The sequence below is a fragment of the Devosia sp. ZB163 genome (assembly GCF_028613635.1).
Taxonomy (GTDB): domain Bacteria; phylum Pseudomonadota; class Alphaproteobacteria; order Rhizobiales; family Devosiaceae; genus Devosia_A.
On the sequence record NZ_JAQRMY010000002.1, the window covers coordinates 58,125 to 76,829 of the forward strand.

16 protein-coding genes are annotated in these 18,705 nt (G+C 67.7%); 3 read left to right on the plus strand and 13 right to left on the minus strand.

The window, feature by feature from the left end; translation table 11 throughout:
* Window positions 1-208 precede the first annotated feature (208 nt).
* Entirely contained in the window at window positions 209-2,035 is a 1,827-nt protein-coding gene (locus tag PRN20_RS08500; RefSeq protein ID WP_273956864.1) for a glycoside hydrolase family 2 protein, read from the plus strand.
* A 36-nt stretch (window positions 2,036-2,071) separates the two neighbouring features.
* Here PRN20_RS08500 and PRN20_RS08505 read toward each other — a convergent pair whose 3' ends face one another.
* From PRN20_RS08505 to PRN20_RS08530, 6 genes are all read right to left on the minus strand, one after another.
* Window positions 2,072-2,743 (minus strand): hypothetical protein, encoded by a 672-nt coding sequence (locus tag PRN20_RS08505; protein ID WP_273956865.1) that lies wholly within the window; start codon window positions 2,741-2,743, stop codon window positions 2,072-2,074.
* 52 nt (window positions 2,744-2,795) lie between these two features.
* On the minus strand, window positions 2,796-3,638 hold the full coding sequence (locus PRN20_RS08510; RefSeq protein ID WP_273956866.1) for a carbohydrate ABC transporter permease: 843 nt from the start codon (window positions 3,636-3,638) through the stop codon (window positions 2,796-2,798).
* Window positions 3,628-4,557: a carbohydrate ABC transporter permease gene (locus PRN20_RS08515; protein ID WP_273956868.1), complete on the minus strand. Its 930-nt coding sequence runs from the start codon at window positions 4,555-4,557 to the stop codon at window positions 3,628-3,630. The genes PRN20_RS08510 and PRN20_RS08515 overlap by 11 nt, the downstream gene beginning before the upstream one ends.
* A gap of 195 nt (window positions 4,558-4,752) precedes the next feature.
* Window positions 4,753-6,003 carry an ABC transporter substrate-binding protein gene (locus PRN20_RS08520; protein ID WP_273956869.1) on the minus strand — a complete coding sequence of 417 codons (1,251 nt, stop codon included), beginning with the start codon at window positions 6,001-6,003 and terminating at the stop codon, window positions 4,753-4,755.
* A 27-nt stretch (window positions 6,004-6,030) separates the two neighbouring features.
* Window positions 6,031-7,641, minus strand: coding sequence for an FAD-dependent oxidoreductase (locus PRN20_RS08525; protein ID WP_273956870.1), 1,611 nt, complete (start codon window positions 7,639-7,641; stop codon window positions 6,031-6,033).
* 43 nt (window positions 7,642-7,684) lie between these two features.
* Complete coding sequence (locus tag PRN20_RS08530) at window positions 7,685-8,749, minus strand: LacI family DNA-binding transcriptional regulator (protein WP_273956871.1); 1,065 nt, start codon at window positions 8,747-8,749, stop codon at window positions 7,685-7,687.
* A gap of 383 nt (window positions 8,750-9,132) precedes the next feature.
* On the opposite strand from PRN20_RS08530, the gene PRN20_RS08535 reads away from it, so the two are divergent.
* Window positions 9,133-10,407, plus strand: a complete 1,275-nt coding sequence (locus tag PRN20_RS08535; RefSeq protein WP_273956872.1) for an O-acetylhomoserine aminocarboxypropyltransferase/cysteine synthase family protein — start codon at window positions 9,133-9,135, stop codon at window positions 10,405-10,407.
* Between the two features lie 36 nt (window positions 10,408-10,443).
* Here the strand turns inward: PRN20_RS08535 and PRN20_RS08540 are convergent, their stop codons facing one another.
* From PRN20_RS08540 to hemN, 3 genes are all read right to left on the minus strand, one after another.
* Entirely contained in the window at window positions 10,444-11,235 is a 792-nt protein-coding gene (locus PRN20_RS08540) for a DUF6544 family protein (RefSeq protein WP_273956874.1), read from the minus strand.
* A gap of 33 nt (window positions 11,236-11,268) precedes the next feature.
* Window positions 11,269-11,913, minus strand: a complete 645-nt coding sequence (locus PRN20_RS08545; protein ID WP_273956875.1) for a helix-turn-helix domain-containing protein — start codon at window positions 11,911-11,913, stop codon at window positions 11,269-11,271.
* A gap of 101 nt (window positions 11,914-12,014) precedes the next feature.
* Window positions 12,015-13,364, minus strand: a complete 1,350-nt coding sequence (gene hemN / locus PRN20_RS08550) for an oxygen-independent coproporphyrinogen III oxidase (RefSeq protein ID WP_273956877.1) — start codon at window positions 13,362-13,364, stop codon at window positions 12,015-12,017.
* A 193-nt stretch (window positions 13,365-13,557) separates the two neighbouring features.
* Here hemN and PRN20_RS08555 point away from each other — a divergent pair, with 193 nt between their 5' ends.
* Entirely contained in the window at window positions 13,558-14,193 is a 636-nt protein-coding gene (locus tag PRN20_RS08555; protein WP_273956878.1) for a Crp/Fnr family transcriptional regulator, read from the plus strand.
* Between the two features lie 3 nt (window positions 14,194-14,196).
* Here PRN20_RS08555 and ccoS read toward each other — a convergent pair whose 3' ends face one another.
* From ccoS to ccoG, 4 genes are read right to left on the minus strand one after another with little or no spacing between them, the layout of a single operon-like run.
* Window positions 14,197-14,343 carry a cbb3-type cytochrome oxidase assembly protein CcoS gene (gene ccoS, locus PRN20_RS08560; protein WP_273956879.1) on the minus strand — a complete coding sequence of 49 codons (147 nt, stop codon included), beginning with the start codon at window positions 14,341-14,343 and terminating at the stop codon, window positions 14,197-14,199.
* Window positions 14,340-16,589: a heavy metal translocating P-type ATPase gene (locus tag PRN20_RS08565; RefSeq protein ID WP_273956880.1), complete on the minus strand. Its 2,250-nt coding sequence runs from the start codon at window positions 16,587-16,589 to the stop codon at window positions 14,340-14,342. Before PRN20_RS08565 ends, ccoS begins: the two co-directional genes overlap by 4 nt.
* Window positions 16,586-17,083, minus strand: a complete 498-nt coding sequence (locus PRN20_RS08570; protein ID WP_273956881.1) for a FixH family protein — start codon at window positions 17,081-17,083, stop codon at window positions 16,586-16,588. Before PRN20_RS08570 ends, PRN20_RS08565 begins: the two co-directional genes overlap by 4 nt.
* The gene (gene ccoG, locus PRN20_RS08575; protein ID WP_273956882.1) at window positions 17,080-18,642 is read right to left on the minus strand and encodes a cytochrome c oxidase accessory protein CcoG; all 1,563 of its coding nucleotides are present in this window, start codon (window positions 18,640-18,642) and stop codon (window positions 17,080-17,082) included. The genes PRN20_RS08570 and ccoG overlap by 4 nt, the downstream gene beginning before the upstream one ends.
* Window positions 18,643-18,705 lie beyond the last annotated feature (63 nt).

The window sequence follows — 18,705 nt, forward strand, 5'->3', positions numbered from 1 at the left end:
TCCACTGGGGTCACGGGGCAGGGCAACTGCCCTTCAGACATCAGCGTAGCGGCTCGCCCGGTATGCGACAACGCGGCGTGGTTCGCAAAGGCTTGTGAGCATTTCTCATGAGTGGCCGCGGCAGCACCTGTTGTACCGGGCCAAATCTTCCGCGCACTTCGCCGCGACTCTTCTTATGAAGGTCGGTCGAAACAACCGGGTTACTTCAATGACCGATACCCTCCATCCCCGTCCGCGGCTCACCCGCCAGCGCTGGTTCGACCTCTGCGGCACGTGGGACTTTGCCTATGACGACGACAATTTGGGGCTCGACGGCCGCTGGTTCGAGCAGCCGGAGAAGTTCGACCGGCAGATCCAGGTGCCGTTTCCGCCCGAGAGCGAGCTCTCCGGGATCAACGACAAGGGCTACCACCCGGTCGTCTGGTATCGCCGGACCTTCCCGGCGGTGCAGGAGGAGGGCGAGAGGCTGATCCTCCATTTCGGCGCCGTCGACTACAGCGCCCGGGTGTGGGTGAATGGGCAGCTGGTCGCGACCCATGAGGGCGGGCACACGCCCTTCTCGGCCGATATCACCACGGCGCTGGGCGAGGGCGAGCAGGTCGTCGTGGTCCGCGCCGAGGACCGGCCGCTCGACGGCACCATGCCGCGCGGCAAGCAGGACTGGGAGCCGACCCCGCACGCCATCTGGTATGACCGCACCACGGGCATCTGGCAGCCGGTCTGGCTCGAGCCGGTCCCTGCGACCTACCTCACGAGCTTCCACCTGACGCCGGACCTCACCCGCAATGCGGTGACGGTCGAGGCACGTCTCAACCATGGCCACCAGGGTTGGCTGTCGGTGACCCTGCGCAAGGGCGACGAACTGCTGGCCGTGCAGCAGGTGTTCGTCGGCGGCGACAATGCCGAGAGCACCATCACCATTCCGCGGGCCAAGAACGGCCAGCGGCGCGGCGACCTCTACTGGTCGCCGGAGAACCCCAACATCATCACCGTCGCGGCGGTGCTGCTGTCCGAGAGCGGCGACCAGATCGATACGGTGCAGAGCTATTTCGGACTGCGCAGCGTCGGCATCGGCGAGGGGCGGTTCCTGCTCAACGACAAGCCGTATTTCGTCCGCTCGGTGCTCGAGCAGGGGTTCTGGCCGCAGTCGCATCTGGCGGCGCCGAGTGCCGATGCGCTCCGGCGCGAGGTCGAACTGATCAAGGCGCTGGGCTTCAACGCCTGCCGCATCCACCAGAAGATCGAGGACCCGCGCTTCCTCTATTGGGCCGACCACCTGGGCCTCCTGGTCTGGGGCGAGATGGCGAATGCCTATGAGTTCAACGCTTCGGCGGTGGAGCGGCTGACGCGCGAGTGGCTGAGCGCGGTCGATCGCGACCGCTCGAACCCCTCTATCGTCACCTGGGTGCCGATCAACGAGAGCTGGGGCGTCGAGGATATTGCCCGCAACCCGGCGCAGCAGGCCTATGCCTCCTCGCTCTACTTCCTCACCAAGGCGCTCGATCCGACCCGCCCGGTGATCTCGAACGAGGGCTGGGAGCACACGTTCTCCGATATCATCGGCGTGCACGACTACACCCAGCATGGCAGCCAGCTGACCGATCGCTTCGGCAGCAAGGAGGCGATCGAGGCGACGCTCGGGACGTTCAAGCCCAATCGCAAGCGGCAGCGCCTGTTCGAAGACGATCGCGACCAGCCGGTGATGCTGACCGAGTTCGGCGGGATCTCGTTCCACCCCGCGGCGGGCCAGAACTGGATGGGCTATGCGACCGTCGGCAGCGAGGAGGAGTATCTCGGCATCCTGCGCGACCTGTTCTCGGCGATCTACGCGAGCCCGGAACTGTCGGGCTTCTGCTACACGCAGATCACCGACACGCAGCAGGAAAAGAACGGGCTCTACGACGAGCACCGCAACCCCAAGCTGCCGGTCGACGCGCTGCGCGAGATCATCTGGCAGCCGAGCAATGCCGTGCCGACCGAGTATCTCGACATCGCCCGGCGCAAGGCCATCGAGCTGAGCAAGGCGAGCAAGTAGGCCGACCTGCCGCGCGCTGGGCGGACTTCGGTCTGGTCAGCGCGTGGTCGCTTCGACGATGGGGGCGACGGCGCGCGACAGGCTCGCGGCGTCTAGGCCGGTGACGACGGCACCCAGGAGAATGGCGCCGATGCCGGCCTGCCGGAGGCCGGGCACGTCGGCGGGCGTGAACTTCTTCTGGCTCGGCGCGATCACCGGGCGGCCGGACATGCGCACGATTTCGGCGAAGCGGGCGAGGTCGGCGTCGTTGAGCGGCTGGCCGTATTCGGCAAAGCGCCCGATCGAGGCTTCGACCATGGCGCCGGGGATGGCGCGGATGGCGTCGATGTCGGATTGCCCGCTCTCGCTGTCGAGCGCGAGGATGGGCTTCAGCCGCGATTGCAGCATGTGCGGCTGCACGTGCTTCAGATAGATGTTCCAGCCTTCGACGCCGTAGTCGGCGAGCGCTTCGAGCTCATCGAGGCTCGGCTGGGTTTCCTGTCCGCTCATGACCAGCATGGGTTTGCCGAGCTTGGCCAGCGCTTCGATGAACGGGCGCTCCTCGGCGAAGGTCCCGAACGTGCTGCCGCTGGCGCGGTGATAGGCGTTGAGGTGGAACTTGAGGCCGAAGACGCCGGCATCCACCGCCGCCTTGGCGAGGTCGAGGTCGTGCCGGCCGAGCGACACCAGCACGGGCAGCTGCCCGCCGATCATTGCAGCTTCGATCATGTTGGGCCTTTCAACAAGCTATGGACAGGGCGATGCGCTCGCGCATCGGGGGTCAGCCCTTCAGTCCGGTGTGTGCGAGGCCTTCGATGAACTGGCGCTGCGCGAAGATGAAGACGACCAGCACCGGCAGGGCGGTGAGCGTCGCGGCGGCGAGCTGGATGTTCCACATCGGCCCCTGGTATGCGTCGACATACTGGGTCAGCGCCTGCGGCAGGGTGAAATTGCCGGGGGTGGTGAGGAACACGATCGGCTCGAGGTAGAGATTCCACGAATGGAGGAAGGTGAAGATGGCGACCGCTGCCAGCGCCGGCTTCGCCAGCGGCAGCGCGATCTGCCAGAAGATGCCGAAGCGGCTGAGGCCATCGACGCGGGCGGCCTCTTCCAGCTCCACCGGCAGCGCGATGAAGAACTGGCGCATGACGAAGGTGGCGAAGACGCTCGGCGCGCCGAAGATCGGCACGAGGATCAGCGGCCAGTGCGTGTTCACCAGCCCCCATTTGAGGAACATCTGGAACAGCGGCACGATGGTGACTTCCGACGGGATCAGGAGCCCGAGCAGCACGACCATGAAGATGAGGTTCGCGCCCGGGAACTTGATCCGCGCGAAGGCGTAGCCGGCGAGCGAGGAGACCGCCATCGTGCCCACCGTGACGATCAACGCGATGTAGCAGGAGTTCCAGTATTGCTGCGCGAAGGGCTGCAGCCGGAACACCTCGGAATAGGTCGACCAGTCGAAGCGCGATGGGATCAGCTCGGGCGGGAACGCGAAGATATCCGAGATCGGCTTGACCGAGCTCGTCACCATCCACCAGGTCGGAAAGACGAAGGGGATGGCGAGCACGCAGAGCAGGCCGTAGAGCGCGACGCGGGCGCGGGGTGAGAGCTCAGTTTTCATAGAAGACGATCCGTTTGCGCATCTGCCACTGCGCGAAGGTGAGCACTGCGACGATCACGAACAGCAGGATCGAGATGGTGGCGCCGTAGCCGAAGCGGTGGAACTGGAAGGCCTGCTGGTAGAGGTAGTAGACGAGCACCGTCGTCGACATCCCCGGCCCGCCCTGGGTGAGCACCGCGATCTGCGCGAAGACCTGGAGCGAGCCGACGATGGTGATGATCGTGGTCAGGAGGATCGTGGGCGAGATCAGCGGCACGGTGATCGAATGGAACTGCGTCCAGCGGCTGGCGCCATCGACGCGGGCGGCCTCGTAGAGCTCGCGCGGCACGCCCTGGAGGGCGGCGAGGAACAGCACCATGTTGAGGCCGACATTCTTGAACACCTGCACGACGATGACAGAGAGCATCGCGGTTGGTGGGGAGCGCAGCCAGTTCGGCCCCTCGATGCCGATGACCTGCAGCAGCCCGTTGATGCCGCCATTGGCCTGCAACAGGAAGCTCCAGACGATGGTCCAGGCGACGAGCGAGACGACTACCGGCGAGAAGAAGATGGTGCGGAAGACCGTGATGCCCCTCAGCTTCTGGTTCACGAGGATCGCGAGCAACAGGGCGAGGGTGAGGTTGAAGACCACGAGGCCGGCCGAGAAGATGGCGGTGGCGGTCAGCACTTCGGGGAGCGCGGGATCGGCGGCGAGCTTCTGGTAGTTGGCGTCGCCGACGAAGCGGAAGGTGCCGGCCAGCACGTTCCACTCGTGCAGCGAGTACCAGACGACGAGCCCCAGCGGGATCAGGACGAAGAGGATGATGCCGATGAGCTGCGGGGCGATGAACAGGTAGCCCGCCACGCTGTCGCGCCGCTCCATGGTCCAGAACGGCCGCTTGCGCGATCGGTCAGCGGTGGGAGGGGCAGCGAGGGTCATAGGTACAGCTTTCTCGACATTCGGAGCATACGCCCCTCATCCGGCCCTTCGGGCCACCTTCTCCCCGACGGGGAGAAGAATCCACCGGCACCGGTGAAGGGCACCATTCCTCTCCCCGTCGGGGAGAGGGTGGATCGCGCGTGAGCGCGAGACGGGTGAGGGGTGGGCCACATTGGCCGGCCCACCCCCAGATCGTCACAGCATCGGCTGGATGCGGTCGCAGACCGATTTCAGCACGGCCGGGACGTCCGCATCGGGCACCCAGAGGGCGTCGAGGGCGGCGCGGGCGGTCTGCTGGATTTCGGCGAAACCGGCATGGCCGGGCTTCACGACGCCGGTCGAGATGCCCTTGATCACCACGTTCTCGATCTGCTCGGGGGAGAGCAGCGGGTTGGCGGCGCCGAGGACTTCGGCGTTGAGGAGACTCGCGCGCGGCGGCGGGAAGAACTTGGCGAGCTTCTTGGCATTCTCCGGATTGGTGAAGAAGGCGAGGAAGTCGGAGGCGACGGCCGGGTTCTTGCCCGAGGCGAAGACGCCGATGCCGGCCTGGCCGATCACCGCGTACTCACCGGCGGGGCCGGACGGCAGCGGCACGAGATCCCAGGCGAAGCCATTCTCCTTGGGGAGGAGCGAAGCGCGGGAAATCTGCGTGATGGTCATGGCCGCATCGCCGGCGAAGAAGTCGGCGGTGACGCCGGGGCCGGGGATCGACTTGTCGGTGAAGACGGCCTTGTGGATGAAGCTCATCGCATCAACCATGGGCTGCTCGGTGAACGTGCAGGTCTTGCCGTCGGCGCTCCAGGGCGAGGCGCCCCAGCCGTTCCAGATGGTGGCGAGGTTGTCCCACACCTTGTAGTCGAAATCGCGGACGATCAGGCCCTGCTTGCCGGACGCGGCGACGGCCGTGTTGATGGCATTGGCATTGTCCCAGTTCCACTCGCCGGCGGCGATCAGCTCGGCCGGGGTCTTCTGCCCGGCGGCCTTGATGAGGTCGTTGTTGGCGAACACGCCGAAGGGCGAGGTCGAGAACGGATAGGCGTAGATCTCGTTGTCGGCCGACCACAGGGCGAGAGCGCTCTGGGTCACGTCGGCGAGGTCGTAGCCCTCGACGCCTTCGAAGGTTGCCTTGAGCGGGGAGAGCGCGCCGGAGCTGACGAAGTCGCCCGCCGTGGTCTCGAGGATCCAGGCGAGGTCGGGGGCGTTGCCGCCGGCGATCTGCGTGGTCAGCGTCGTGGTGTAGCCGTCGAAGGGCAGCGAGTCGAAGGTGACGTTCACGTCCGGATGCTGGGCCTTGTAGGCGGCGGCGATCTCGTTGAAGAGCGCCAGGTGCGCCTCGTTGGCGCTCCAGATCGCCATGCGGATGTCCTGCGCCATGGCGGGAACGGCGGCCATCGGGATTGCGATGCCGGCTGCGAGAGCCGCCATCCTGAGGTTGAGTAGGTTCATCTGTTTTTTCCTCCTGTCAGTAGTCGGTTAGTAGCCCCGCACGTCGGGCCAGCGGGTTTCGATGCCCTCGGCGTAGAGCCGGGACTGGAAGTCGGCGAGCAGGGTGTTGTCGGCCTGCACCTGGTGCGGCGTGACGCCTTCGTTGAGGCAGTAGGCGGCGAGCAGGCCGGCGACCTCGCCGATGTTCCACTCCACCGGATGCAGCCGGTAGCAGCCATTGGTGATGTGGGTGGTGCCGATGGTCTTGCCGGCCGGGATCATGTTGGTGACGCGCTGCGGCAAGAGGGCGCCGAGCGGGATCTCGAACGGGCACGAGGCCACGTCGATGTAGTTGTCGCCGCCGGTCGAGGGGTGCAGGTCGATCCGGTACATGCCGATGCCGACGCTGTCGCGGTAGTTGACCGCACCGCGGTCGCCGCGCACGTCGTAGCTGAGGTCCTGCTCGACGATCGTCGTCACCGCCTTGATGCGGCGGCTCTCGCGGATGTAGGGCGCCATGGCGAGGCCATGGTTGGTGCCGGTGATGTCACCGCGCAGGCGCAGGCCCGGGAAGCCCTGGCCGCCATCTTCGCGCGGCGCTTCGGTCTGCAGCCAGTAGAAGACGGAGTAGGCGAGGTCGGCCGCGCCCTGGATGCGCTCGTTGTAGACGGCCTCGGGCACGTCGATGATCGGGTGCTCGAAATAGTCGAGCATCGGCCAGTTCACGAGGCAGATGTCCGACTGGTACGCGCCGGGCACGAAGTTGCGGCGGGCCGCGATGCGCCGGAAGGTCCAGAGATTGCCGTCACCCGGGTTCTTGCGCTGGTCGGCGTCGACGAGGGTCGGATCGTCGTCCGGGTTCGGCGTGAAGCTGCGCACGGTGCTCTCGAGCGTGCGCGGGTGCGGCGCGACGAAGCCGATGAGCGGTCCGCCCCAGAAGCTCGGGGTGTAGGCGCGCCACTTGTCATAGTTGCGCGGCTTGTCGCCGACCTGGTTGCCGTCGACATGGTCGAGGGCAAAGCAGATCGAGACGGCCTGCGAGTTGGTCGGCTGCGCTTCGGCCGGGGCGGAGGGCTCGCCGGTATCGCGCTGGCTCTCAAAGCCGGTGACGTACTCGGTGCCGGTCATCGGCAGCAGGTCGCCGAGCTCGGTGGCCTCGATCACGTACTTGCCGGTGACGACGATCTGGTCGCCGCTGTCGCGGTGCCTGAGGGTCACGGCGCGCACGCGGTCGCCATCCATCTCGGCCGAGACGGGCTTGTAGGGCTGGAGCACGGTGAGCTGGCCGCCGCCGCGATAGGGCATCAGCATCGCTTCCATCACCGCGAGGCCGACGCGCGGCTCGTGGCAGAGGCGCGAGACGTAGCCGGCGCCGGGATTGAGGTCGCCCCAGGCGCGGCTCTTCTCGGTGAGCGGATAGTGGTCGCGATAGTACTGGCGGATCCCGTTGCGCAGGGCGCGGTACGAGCGGGTGATGCCGAACTGCTCGACCCAGCTGTGCTCGTCGGGCGGCACGGCCTGGCTGGTCATCTGCCCGCCGATCCAGTCGAACTCCTCCGTCATGACGACGGTGCGGCCCGAACGAAGGGCGCCGAGCGCCGCCGCGACGCCGCCGAGGCCGCCGCCGATGATCGCGATGTCTGCCGAGAATTCTTTCACTTGAAGTCCGTCTGTTAGGTCGCGCCGGGGGGCGAAGGGCCGGTCAGCTCTTCAGTCCGTCGCTTGGGTGGATGGGGCCGAGGGTTTCGCCCTCGATTGGTTCGCAGGGGAGCACGACCTGCTCGCCTTTCGAGCCGGCCTCGATCCGCTCGCAGAGCATCTGCGTGGCGCGGCGCGCCATTTCCTCGCGGGGGACCGAGAAGGTGGTGAAGCGGGTGCCCGACTGCATGGGTCTCAGGTGGCTGCCGAGGACGACGATCGAGAGATCGCCGGGCACCGAGAGGTTCTGCGAGCGGGCCGCGGCGTCGACGATCACCGCGTCGGCCATTTCGGTGAAGACTGCCACCGTCGCGCCGGAATTGCGGATCGCCTCGAGCATGGGCAGCGCCTTGCCGCCGACTTCGGGGATGTGCAGCACCATCTCGGCGCCCCCCGGCGCCAGTTTGGCGTCCGCGAGTGCGGAGGTGAAGCCGGTCCAGCGGTCGACCGAGGACTCGGCGCCCTTGCTGGGGCCGACATAGGCGAGTTTCGTGTGCCCCTTGAGCCTCGCCCGGCGCACCATTTCGGCGGTGGCCGACACGTAGTCGGCGCCGACATAGGGGACGGGGGCGCCGACGGGCTCGCGGCGGCCGACGGCGACGAAGGGATAGTCGCCGGCGACGAGGCGCTTCAGCTCGGCGCGATCGAACTCGCGGCCGAGGATGACGCAGCCATCGGCGAGGCGCAGGCGGTTGTTCTCGTCGAAGATCTTGCGCTGGCCGCGATGGGCGGGAGCGCCGGTGAGGAGCAGCAGGTCGTAGCCGAGCGCTTGCGCCGTCTCCTCGATACCGAAGAGGAACGGTGTGAAGAAGTCGGCCTGGGCGCTGGGGAAGGCGGGTTCGTAGGTGAAGACGCCGAGGATGCGGTTGAGGCCCTTGGCCATGCGACGGGCGATCGGATCGGCGACGTAGCCGGTCTCGCGGATGGCTTTCTGGACGCGCTCGCGCGTCTCGTCCGGGATGCGGCCGGCGGCGGCCTTGGCGTCGTTGAGGACGAGCGAGACGGTCGCCTGGCTGACGCCGGCGATGCGTGCAATGTCCCGCTGTGTGAGCCGTCCCACCTTCGCCAATCGGTCCTCCCAGACGCCCGGCAAGTCTGCTAATGCGTATTAGCTGCTAATGCGTATTAGCGGGATCGGGGGAGGGAGTCAACGGCCGGGTCGGCGACGGTCACGAGGGGGCCGACCCCGGCCCGCGAAGCCTCTATCGCCACCCCCGTGGTCACGACCGACACATGGAACGGGGCGTGCTGGCTGATCGCCTTCGGGCTGTTCGGCCTCGAGTTCGGCCCGATCCTTCTGTCGGCGCGGACAAAAGGCGGATGAGTTTGCCCCGTCGGTGAAAAGAACGCGAAGGGCTTCCAGCCGGCACTGGCCTTTCGGTGGGCAGACCGTGCTAAGGGTCGGGCAGGCCGAGTCATTCCAGACAAGACTATTCAAAAGAGAGGACAGGTATGAAACTCGAATCCATTGCGCTGCACCACGGCTACACGCCGGAGGCCACCACCAAGTCCGCTGCGGTCCCGATCTACCAGACCACGTCGTACACGTTCGACGACACGCAGCACGGCGCCGACCTGTTCAACCTCGCGGTGCCCGGGAACATCTATACCCGCATCATGAACCCCACGACCGCGGTGCTCGAAGCCCGCGTCGCGGAGATGGAAGGCGGCATCGCCGGCCTCGCGCTCGCCTCGGGCATGGCGGCGATCACCTACGCCATCCAGACCATCGCACAGGCCGGCGACAACATCGTCTCGGTGAGCCAGCTCTATGGCGGCACCTACAACCTGTTCGTCCACACCTTCCCGCGCCAGGGCATCGAGGTCCGGCTTGCCGACCAGGCTGATTTCGACGGGCTCGAGAAGCTGATCGACGGCAAGACCAAGGCCGTGTTCTGCGAGTCCATCGGCAACCCCGCCGGCAACGTCGTCGACATCCAGCGGCTGGCCGAGATCGCGCACAAGCATGGCGTGCCGCTGATCGTCGACAACACCGTCGCAACGCCCTACCTCTGCCGGCCGATCGACTTCGGCGCCGACATCGTGGTGCATGCGCTGACCAAGTATATCGGCGGCCACGGCAACTCGATCGGCGGCATCATCGTCGACTCGGGCAAGTTCGACTGGAAGGCCAACAAGGAGCGCTTCCCGCTGCTCAACGAGCCCGATCCGTCGTACCACGGCGTCGTCTACACCGAGGCGCTCGGGCCGGCAGCCTTTATCGGCCGGGCGCGCGTCGTGCCGCTGCGCAACACCGGCGCCGCACTCTCGCCCAACAGCGCGTTCCTCTTCCTGATGGGGCTCGAGACGCTCGGGCTGCGCATGGAGCGCCATTGCGAGAACGCCGAGGCGCTCGGTGCCTGGCTGAAGAAGCACCCCAAGATCGAATGGGTGAACTACGCCGCGCTGCCTGACAGCAAGTACAACGCGACGGCCAAGAAGATCAGCAAGGGCAAGGCCTCGGGCATCATCAGCTTCGGCATCAAGGGCGGGGCCGCCGCGGGCGCCCAGTTCATCGATGCGCTGCAGATGATCTACCGGCTGGTCAACATCGGCGACGCCAAGTCGCTCGCCTGCCACCCGGCTTCGACGACCCACCGGCAGCTCTCGCCCGAGGAACTGGCCAAGGCCGGCGTCTCCGAGGACCTGGTGCGCATCTCGGTCGGCATCGAGCACATCGACGACATCATCGCCGATGTCGAGCAGGCGCTGGCCAAGGTCAGCTGACAACGAGCTGGCCGCCGGCAACCCCGGCGGCCAGTTTCATTTCAGGACTTCGTACCCCGTGACCGTTCCCTTCCAGTACGTGAAGGGTCCGTGCGGCAGTTGCCAGCTGACCTCGCCATAGCTTGGGAGGCGATGGGCGCCGAACGAGCGGTATTGCGAGTAGGCGCCGATCCACGGGGTCGGCACTGTGCGGTTGCCCACGGTCATCGGCCGGTCCTCGGCGCGCATCCCGGTGATGTCGCCCGCTTCGTCGAAGGTGAAGCGGACGCTTGCCGTACCGTCCGCGACTTCGACGGTCCGCGCGTCGATCTGGCGCCAGGCGAGCCCGGCATTGTTGAGGATGGCATCGGGGTGGAGCGGGAGCTCGGACAGGTAACGTTGCAGCTCGCCCTTGTCGAAATCACCGCCTTCGCCCTTGGCGACGGTCACAGTGCCGAGAAGGCGTGCTTCGAGGAGGCCCTTGCCCCCGACGATGCTGTCGACGACGGAAACGGGGATGCCGAACATGGCGCCGCGGCCGTACCAGACCATGCCGGACGTCGTCGGTGACAGCCACTGGTCGGCGGTGATGTCGATCGGCGGGCGGCCGGCGGCGGTGGACAGGCGGGCGCGATGCGTGAGGTGGATGGGCGAGCCGGCACCAACGCGGCCGCCATTGCGGATGGCGAAGTCGCGCACGATGGCGGGCAGGTCGGGACTGCCCGCTGCTTGCGAAGCGCCCGACAGAACGGTGCCGCGCAGGGCCAGGATCCGGCTGTCGAACTGGCGGTTCTGGACCCATGCGAACGCGGCAGCCGCGATGGCGGCGATCAGCAGCAGCAGTAGCAAGGCGCGTCTCCCATTCACGCCTGTTGATCCGGTCTAGTCGGTCATGGCCTCGAGAGCGGCGACATCGAGCAGTTCCACCTCGCTGATCGAACGGAGCCGGATGAGGCCCTGTTCCTTGAGCGCGCGGAGGACGCGCGACACGGTTTCGAAGGTCATGCCGAGATAGTCGGCAATGTCGTTGCGCGGCATGGCGAGGTAGACCGAACGGGCGTCGCCCTGGCGCTCGGCAAGATCGAGCAGGAGGGCGGCCATGCGCTCGTTGGCGGTCCGGCGGCCCAGCAGCATCAGGTGGCTCTGCATGCGGGCGAGGCCCTTGAGGGCGACCATCAGCAGGCTGCCGGCCGGCTGCGCGCCGCAGCTGGGGCGCAGCACGCGGATGCCGGCGCCGTCGACGCTCTCGGCATACGAGTCGTGGGTGCCATCGGCCTCGAAGCCGAAGACTTCGCCGGCAGTGTGGAAGGCGCAGACGAGCCGGCGGCCGTCCGCCGTCATGCGGCAGATGCGGATCATGCCGAACTCGACGAGGTAGAGCGGACCGGCAGTCTCGCCCTGGGCGTAGATGGTGGCTTCGGCTGGATAGAAGGTGACCGCGGCGGGTTGCATCGCGGTGAGCAGGTCGGACAGGCCAGCATTCGCGTCATTGGTGCGGTTGACCCTGAAGCTCGGCTGGATGTGCATTTTGCTGCCCCGTTGTTGACGGTGCGAAACTAGCCGTTGCGTGGGAATACGAAATTCCGGTCGGAGTCTTAGGGGGACTACTTAGTAGAATCCCGGAGGGGCTAGACCGCAACGGAATGACGCCCGACGCCGGAGCCCAGATAGGTGTCGAAGGCCGAGGCGACAGAGCGCACGAAGGGGCGGCCGAGGCTCGTGACCGAGAAGGACTGGCCGTCGAACGCGACGATCCCGTCGGCGTCGCCCTGGGCGGCATAGCTCATCTCGGCCAGCACCGGCGAGGCGGCCTTGCCGAAGCGCTCCTTCAGCTCGGGGATGGAGATGGCGAAGTCGCACATCAGCCGCTCGATCACCCAGCCGCGCAGCCGGTCCTCGTCGCTGAAGGCGATGCCCTTGGCGATTGCGAGGCCGCGCTCCTTGATGGCGCGGATGTACTCGCCGGTGGCGGTGACGTTCTGCACGTAGCCCTGCGGCAGGCTGCCGATGGAGGAGGCGCCGAGGCCGATCAGGGCAGGGGCGTCGTCGGTGGTGTAGCCCTGGAAGTTGCGGCGGAGCTTGCCTGCGCCTGCTGCGACGGCGAGGCGGTCGGCGGACCTGGCGAAATGGTCGATGCCGATGGCGACATAGCCGGCGGCCTCGATGCGGGCGGCTGCGGCCGTGGACTGGCGCAGGCGCTCGGCGGCATCGGGGAGCACGGTCTCGTCGATCATGCGCTGGTGCGTCTTCATCCACGGGACGTGGGCATAGCCGAAGAGGGCGAGCCGGTCGGGGTTCATCGCGAGCGCGAGGTCGATGGTCGCCTCGACGGTCTCGACCGTCTGGTGCGGCAGGCCGTAGAGCACGTCGAGATTGACCGAGGCGACGCCGCGCTGGCGCATGCCTTCAACCACCGCGCGGGTCTGCTCGAAGGTCTGGATGCGGTTGATCGCTTCCTGCACCTTCGGGTTGAAGTCCTGCACGCCGACGCTGATGCGCGACACGCCCGCGGCCGCGAAGGCGTCGTAGCGGTCCTCGGTCATGTCGTTGGGGTCGATCTCGATGCTGAACTCGAAATCGCGGCGCGGGTTGAAGAGTTCGCGCGCGTGGCGCGAGAGGGCAATGAGGTCGTCGGGCTGCAGCATCGAGGGCGAGCCGCCGCCGAGGTGGAGCGCGGTGGCGCCACCGCGACCATCGAGGAGACGCGCGACGGTTTCCATCTCGGTGTGCACGGACGGCAGGTACGCCGCGATCGGATCGTAGCGGAGCACCTGCTTGGTGTGGCAGCCGCAGAACCAGCACAGCCGATCGCAGAACGGCACGTGGACATAGAGCGAGAGGTCGGTCTCGACGGGGACTGTGCCGAGCCAGCCCGCATAGTCGGCATCCGCGATGCCCGCATGGAAATGCGGGGCAGTCGGATAGCTCGTGTAGCGGGGAACTGGCCTCGAGTGGCGGCTGAGCAGGGTGTCGGACATCGGAACCTCCGCCCCGCTTGTCGCAGGGGGCGGATGGGGCGTCCTTGATCTCGATCAAACCAGCCGGCGCGCGGCGTGCGACGAGAAAGTGCACGCATTCCAGGCACGCCGAATGGACACCCGCCGCACCCCCGATCAACCCATCCCTGTTTCCTGCCAGCGCTGTCGCGTGCGGGAGGGAGGCGTTTGCGAGGTGCTGGGGCCGACCGAGCTGCGGCGGCTCGCGACCTATTCGCGGCGGACACGGCATTGCGCCGGCGAGACGCTGGCGGTCGAGAGCGACGAAGTCATGGGCTATGCCAACGTGACGAGCGGCACCGTGAAGCTCAGCCGCGTGCTGCGCGACGGTCGCCAGCAGCTCGTCGGGCTGCAGTTCGCGCCTGACCTCATGGGGCGGCTGTTCTCGACGGAAAGCCCGCTGTCGGCCGAGGCCGCGACCGAGGTCGAGCTGTGCCGCGTCCCCAAGGAGGTGATGGAGGCGCTGGTGCTGAGCAGCGACAGGCTGAAGCTGCGCCTGCTCGACCAGTCGCTCAAGGACCTCGACGAGGCGCGCGAATGGATGGTGACGCTGGGGCGGAAGAGCGCGATAGAGCGGGTGGCGAGCGTGCTGCTGCTGGTCGCGACGCGCATGGGGGGCGCCGACGCGCAGGGCGACATCGTGGTCGAACTGCCGATCGGGCGGGCCGACATGGCCGACTTCCTCGGGCTGACGCTCGAGACGGTGTCGCGCCAGATGAGCCGGCTGCGCCACGAGGGCGTGATCTCCGTCCAGGGTCACCGCTGTGTCGTGATCCACGACATCGATGCGCTGAAGGGCCGGACGGGCTGACCCTTAGTCCTTTATGTCTTCCTCGAAGATGCGCTCGCTGGCGCCATCGAGATCCTCGTACTGACCCGAGCGCAGCGCCCACAGGAATGCCCCGAGGGCGGCAAGACCCATCAGCACGGCCAGCGGAATGAGAACGGCGAGGCCACTCATGCGGCGGTCTCCTGTGTGACGAGACGATCCTGCGCGGCCTTCGGTACGACGGGGCGGCGGTCGAAGCGCAGCCTGAGGGCATTGGCGACAACGATGATCGACGACGACGACATGGCCACGGCTGCGACCAGCGGTGTCACCAGCCCGCAGATGGCGAGGGGGACGGCGATGGCGTTATAGCCGATGGCGAGGAAGAGGTTCTGCGACACGAGCCGCGCGGCGCGCTTCGCCGTCCTGATGACGAACGGCACGGCGCCGAGGTCTTCGCCCGAAAAGACGAAGTCGGCGGCGCTGCGACCGATATCGGCAGCCGAGGTCGGCGCCATCGAGACATAGGCGGCGCGGAGCGCCGGGGCGTCGTTGATGCCGTCGCCGACCATCATGGTGTGGCCGTCCGCGACGGCTTCGACCTTCTGCTCGGGGCGGAGGCCGCCGGTGGCCGCACCGATGCCGACCACCGTCGCGATGGCGTCGACCGGGCCCTGACGGTCGCCCGAGATGAGGCGGGCGGGAAGGCCCATGCGCTCGAGTTCGGTGACGCTTGCCCGGGCGGTGGGCCGGGGCAGGTCGCTGAAGCGGTACCGGGCGCGGACGGCGCCGTTGGCGGTGAGCCAGACCTCGGTAAGGTCCGATCCCTGGTCCTCCGGCAGGCCGCACCATTCGCGGCTGCCGAGGCGCCAGGTGACGCCGTCGGCCTTGCCCTCGACGCCGCGGCCCGAGACTTCCTCGATGCTGCCGGCGAAGCTGCCGGTGGTTCCGAGCTGGGCCGAGAGGGCGCGCGAGAGCGGGTGGTTGCTGGCCGAGGCGAGGGCGGCGGCGATGGCACTCGCCTGTCCGTCTTCGGCGTGGCTCTCGACCACCTGCGGCTGGCCGATGGTCAGCGTGCCGGTCTTGTCGAAGGCGACCGAGGTGACTTCGGCGGCGCGCTCGAGGGCGGCACCGTCCTTCATCAGGATGCCGCGCTCGAAGAGCTTGCCGGCGGCGACGACGTGGACGATCGGCACGGCAAGGGCGAGCGCGCAGGGGCAGGTGATGATCAGTACCGCCACGGCGTTGAGCAGCGCCGCGTGCCAGTCGCCGCTGAAGAGGCCCCAGCCGAGGAAGGTGGTGATGGCGATGGTGTGGACGACCGGCGCGTAGATCGCGGCGGCGCGATCGGCGATGCGGCGCGGCCGGGTGCGCGCGTTCTCGGCGGCATCCATCATCGCCGCCATGCGGGCGAGGAAGGAATCGGTCGAGGCCCTGGTGGCCTGCAGCAGGACCGGCCCGCCGAGGTTGTTGGCGCCGGCGACGACTTCGCCGCCACTGGGGATGGCGTGGAGGGCGGTTTCGCCGCTGATGATCGAATAGTCGAACGCCGCGCCGTCCGAGACGACGGTCGCGTCGACCGGGACGCGTTCGCCGCCCTTGATCTCGAGGCGCATGCCGGGCGCGATCTCGTCGAGGCGCAGGTACTCGCGCCGGCCGTCGTCGTGGATGCGGGTGGCGCCGCGCGGCTGCAGCCGGGCAAGCCCGGTGATGGCGCTGCGGGCCCGCTCGCGCATCAGGTGATCGAGCGTGCGGCCGATGAGGAGGAAGAAGAGCAGGCTCGTCGAGGCGTCGAAATAGGCGTGACGGCCCGACTGCATGGTCTCGAACAGGCTGAGCGCGGTGGCGAGGATGACGCCGATCGAGATCGGCACGTCCATGTTGGTCTTGCCGACGCGTAGTGCGCGCCAGGCCGAGCGGAAGAAGATGCGGCCCGAATAGGCGACGGCGGGCAGGGCGATGATCGCCGAGATCCAGTGGAAGAGGTCGCGCGTCGCCTCGTTGGCGCCGGACCAGACCGAGACCGAGAACAGCATGATGTTGCCGGCGGCAAAGCCGGCGACGCCAAGGGCGCGGATCAGCTCGCCCAGCACCGGGTCGCCCGTGGTCTCCTGCGCGGGGTCGAGGACATAGGTGTGGTAGCCGCTGGCGCGGATGGCCGGGGCCAGCTCGGCCGGATTGCCCACTGCCGGATCGAAGGCGATGCGGACGCGGCGCGCGGTGAGGTTGACGCGGGCCGTCGCCACCTGCGGCAGCTCGAGCAGCGCCGTCTCGATCGAGCGGATGCAGGCCGCGCAGTGTGCGTCCGGCACGGCGAACTCGAGCTGGCGGCGACCGTCGCCGAGGGGGCGGCTGAGGGAGAGGAGGGCGGCGCTGTCCGCCTCGATGGCGCTCGGATCGTCGATGACGCTGTGGGCGCCGGGAACGCAGCAGGTCATTGCGCTTCTCCCGCGATGCGGAAGCGGTCGTGCAGTTCGAACGGGCCGAGCGCGGTGGCGGGGACGTTCACGCGTGCTTCCCAGACGCCGGGACCGAGGCTGACCGGGCCGGCATAGGTGCCGTCGGGCTGGCGAACGAGGGCGATTGTCTGGTCGTCGTGGCCGCCGACCGGGCGGTTGATCTGGAGCACCGGCTCGCCGAGATCGACGGGATTGCCGGCGCCGTCGACCACCGATAGCAGCGCGGTGCCGCCGGCGTGGGTGAGGCTCGACGTCCAGCCGGCCTCGAGCTGGGCGGCGTGGGCGATGCGCTTTTCCTCGAACTCCTGGCTCGCGACATAGGTGTTCTTGACGACGAGGCCGGTCCAGCTGGTCGCCGAGACCACGGCCATGGTGATGTTCACCGCGATGATGACGCCGAAGAAGCCGACGATGAACAGCCACATGTGGCGGCCGGTGAACTCGCCGGGCCGGGCTTTGGAGTTGGTGGTCATTTGCGCTTCTCCGGGACTTCGAAGGTCGACTCGACGCTGCGGGTGATCCCGGCGGCCTCGTCCGAGACGACGATCTGGAACGGCATCTGGCTTGCGGGCAGGGACTCGGGGCCGACGCGCACGTAGAGGCGCACCGGCAGGACCTTGTCGGGCTCGAGCGTGAAGGTGAGGCTGCCGGCGGTCTCGCTGCCGCCATCGACGAGCGAGATCGTCGAGCCGGGCAGGCCGTCGAGGCGAAGCTCGACCTCGCGCATCTCGGGCGCCATGTTGAGCACCTTCACGTCGTAGCCATTGCGGACCGAGCCGTCGCGCAGCTCGACATAGAGCGGATTGCGGTCGTGCAGCACGTTGAGCGACAGCGGCGTGCGCAGCGCCAGCGCGGTCACCATGGCGAGGCCGATGGCGATCCAGCCGACGAGGTAGACGATCGTGCGCGGGTGGATGACCGAGCGCCAGTTGGTGCGCTTGATCGCATCGACCAGCTTGCCGGTGACCGGGTTGCGGACGCGCGACGGCTGGACGACTTTGCCGCTGCCGGTGGCCAGCGCCATGTTGCGGTTGTAGTCGCTGAGCGTGGCGTAGGAGATGAGGCCCTGCTCCTTGCCGAGCCGGGTCATCACGTCGTCGCAGGCATCGATGCAGAGCGCGCAGGTGATGCACTCGAGCTGCTGGCCGTCGCGGATGTCGATGCCCATGGGGCAGACGACGACGCAGGCATTGCAATCGACGCAGTCGCCGACGGGCTTGCCTTCGGCGGCGGCGCGCTTGGCGTGACGCGAGCGCGGCTCGCCGCGCCAGTCATTGTAGGTGACGGTCAGCGAGTGCTCGTCGAGCATGGCGCCCTGGATGCGCGGCCACGGGCACATGTAGGTGCAGACCTGTTCGCGGAGCAGGCCGCCGAACGTGTAGGTGGTGGCGGTGAGGAGCGCGATGGTGGCGTAGGCGACGAGCGGCGCCTGGAGCGTCACGACGTCGGCGAGGAGGGTCGGGGCGTCGGCGAAATAGAAGATCCAGGCGCCGCCGGTCAGGATGCCGATCACCAGCCAGGTGGCGTGCTTGGCGGTGCGCTTCATGAGCTTGTCGGCGGTCCATTTTCCGGCGTCGAGCTTGATGCGGGCGTTGCGGTCGCCCTCGATGAAACGCTCGACGGCGAGGAAGAGATCGACCCACACGGTCTGCGGGCACGCGTAGCCGCACCAGGCCCGGCCGACGGTGGAGGTGACGAGGAAGAGACCGATTCCCGCCATCACCAGCATGCCGGCGACGTAGTAGAATTCCTGCGGCCAGATCTCGATGAAGAAGAAGTAGAAGCGCCGGTTGGCGAGGTCGACCAGAACGGCCTGATCGGGTGCGAACGGCCCGCGATCCCAACGCAGCCAGGGCGTCACGTAGTAGATGGTGAGCGTGATCAGCATCACCAGCCACTTGAACTTCCGGAACCGGCCGCTGGCGCGCTTGGGGAAGATCTTCTTGCGCGGCGCATAGAGCGGCTGGCGGCGTCCGGCAGCGTTCACCGCCTCGACGTCATAGGTCTGGGTATCTGGGGTATGGGTAGTCATGCCGGGGTTCCGGGTGGTCATCCCCCGGGTTCTCTCACGCCGGGTCGCTGGCGCGATTGATCT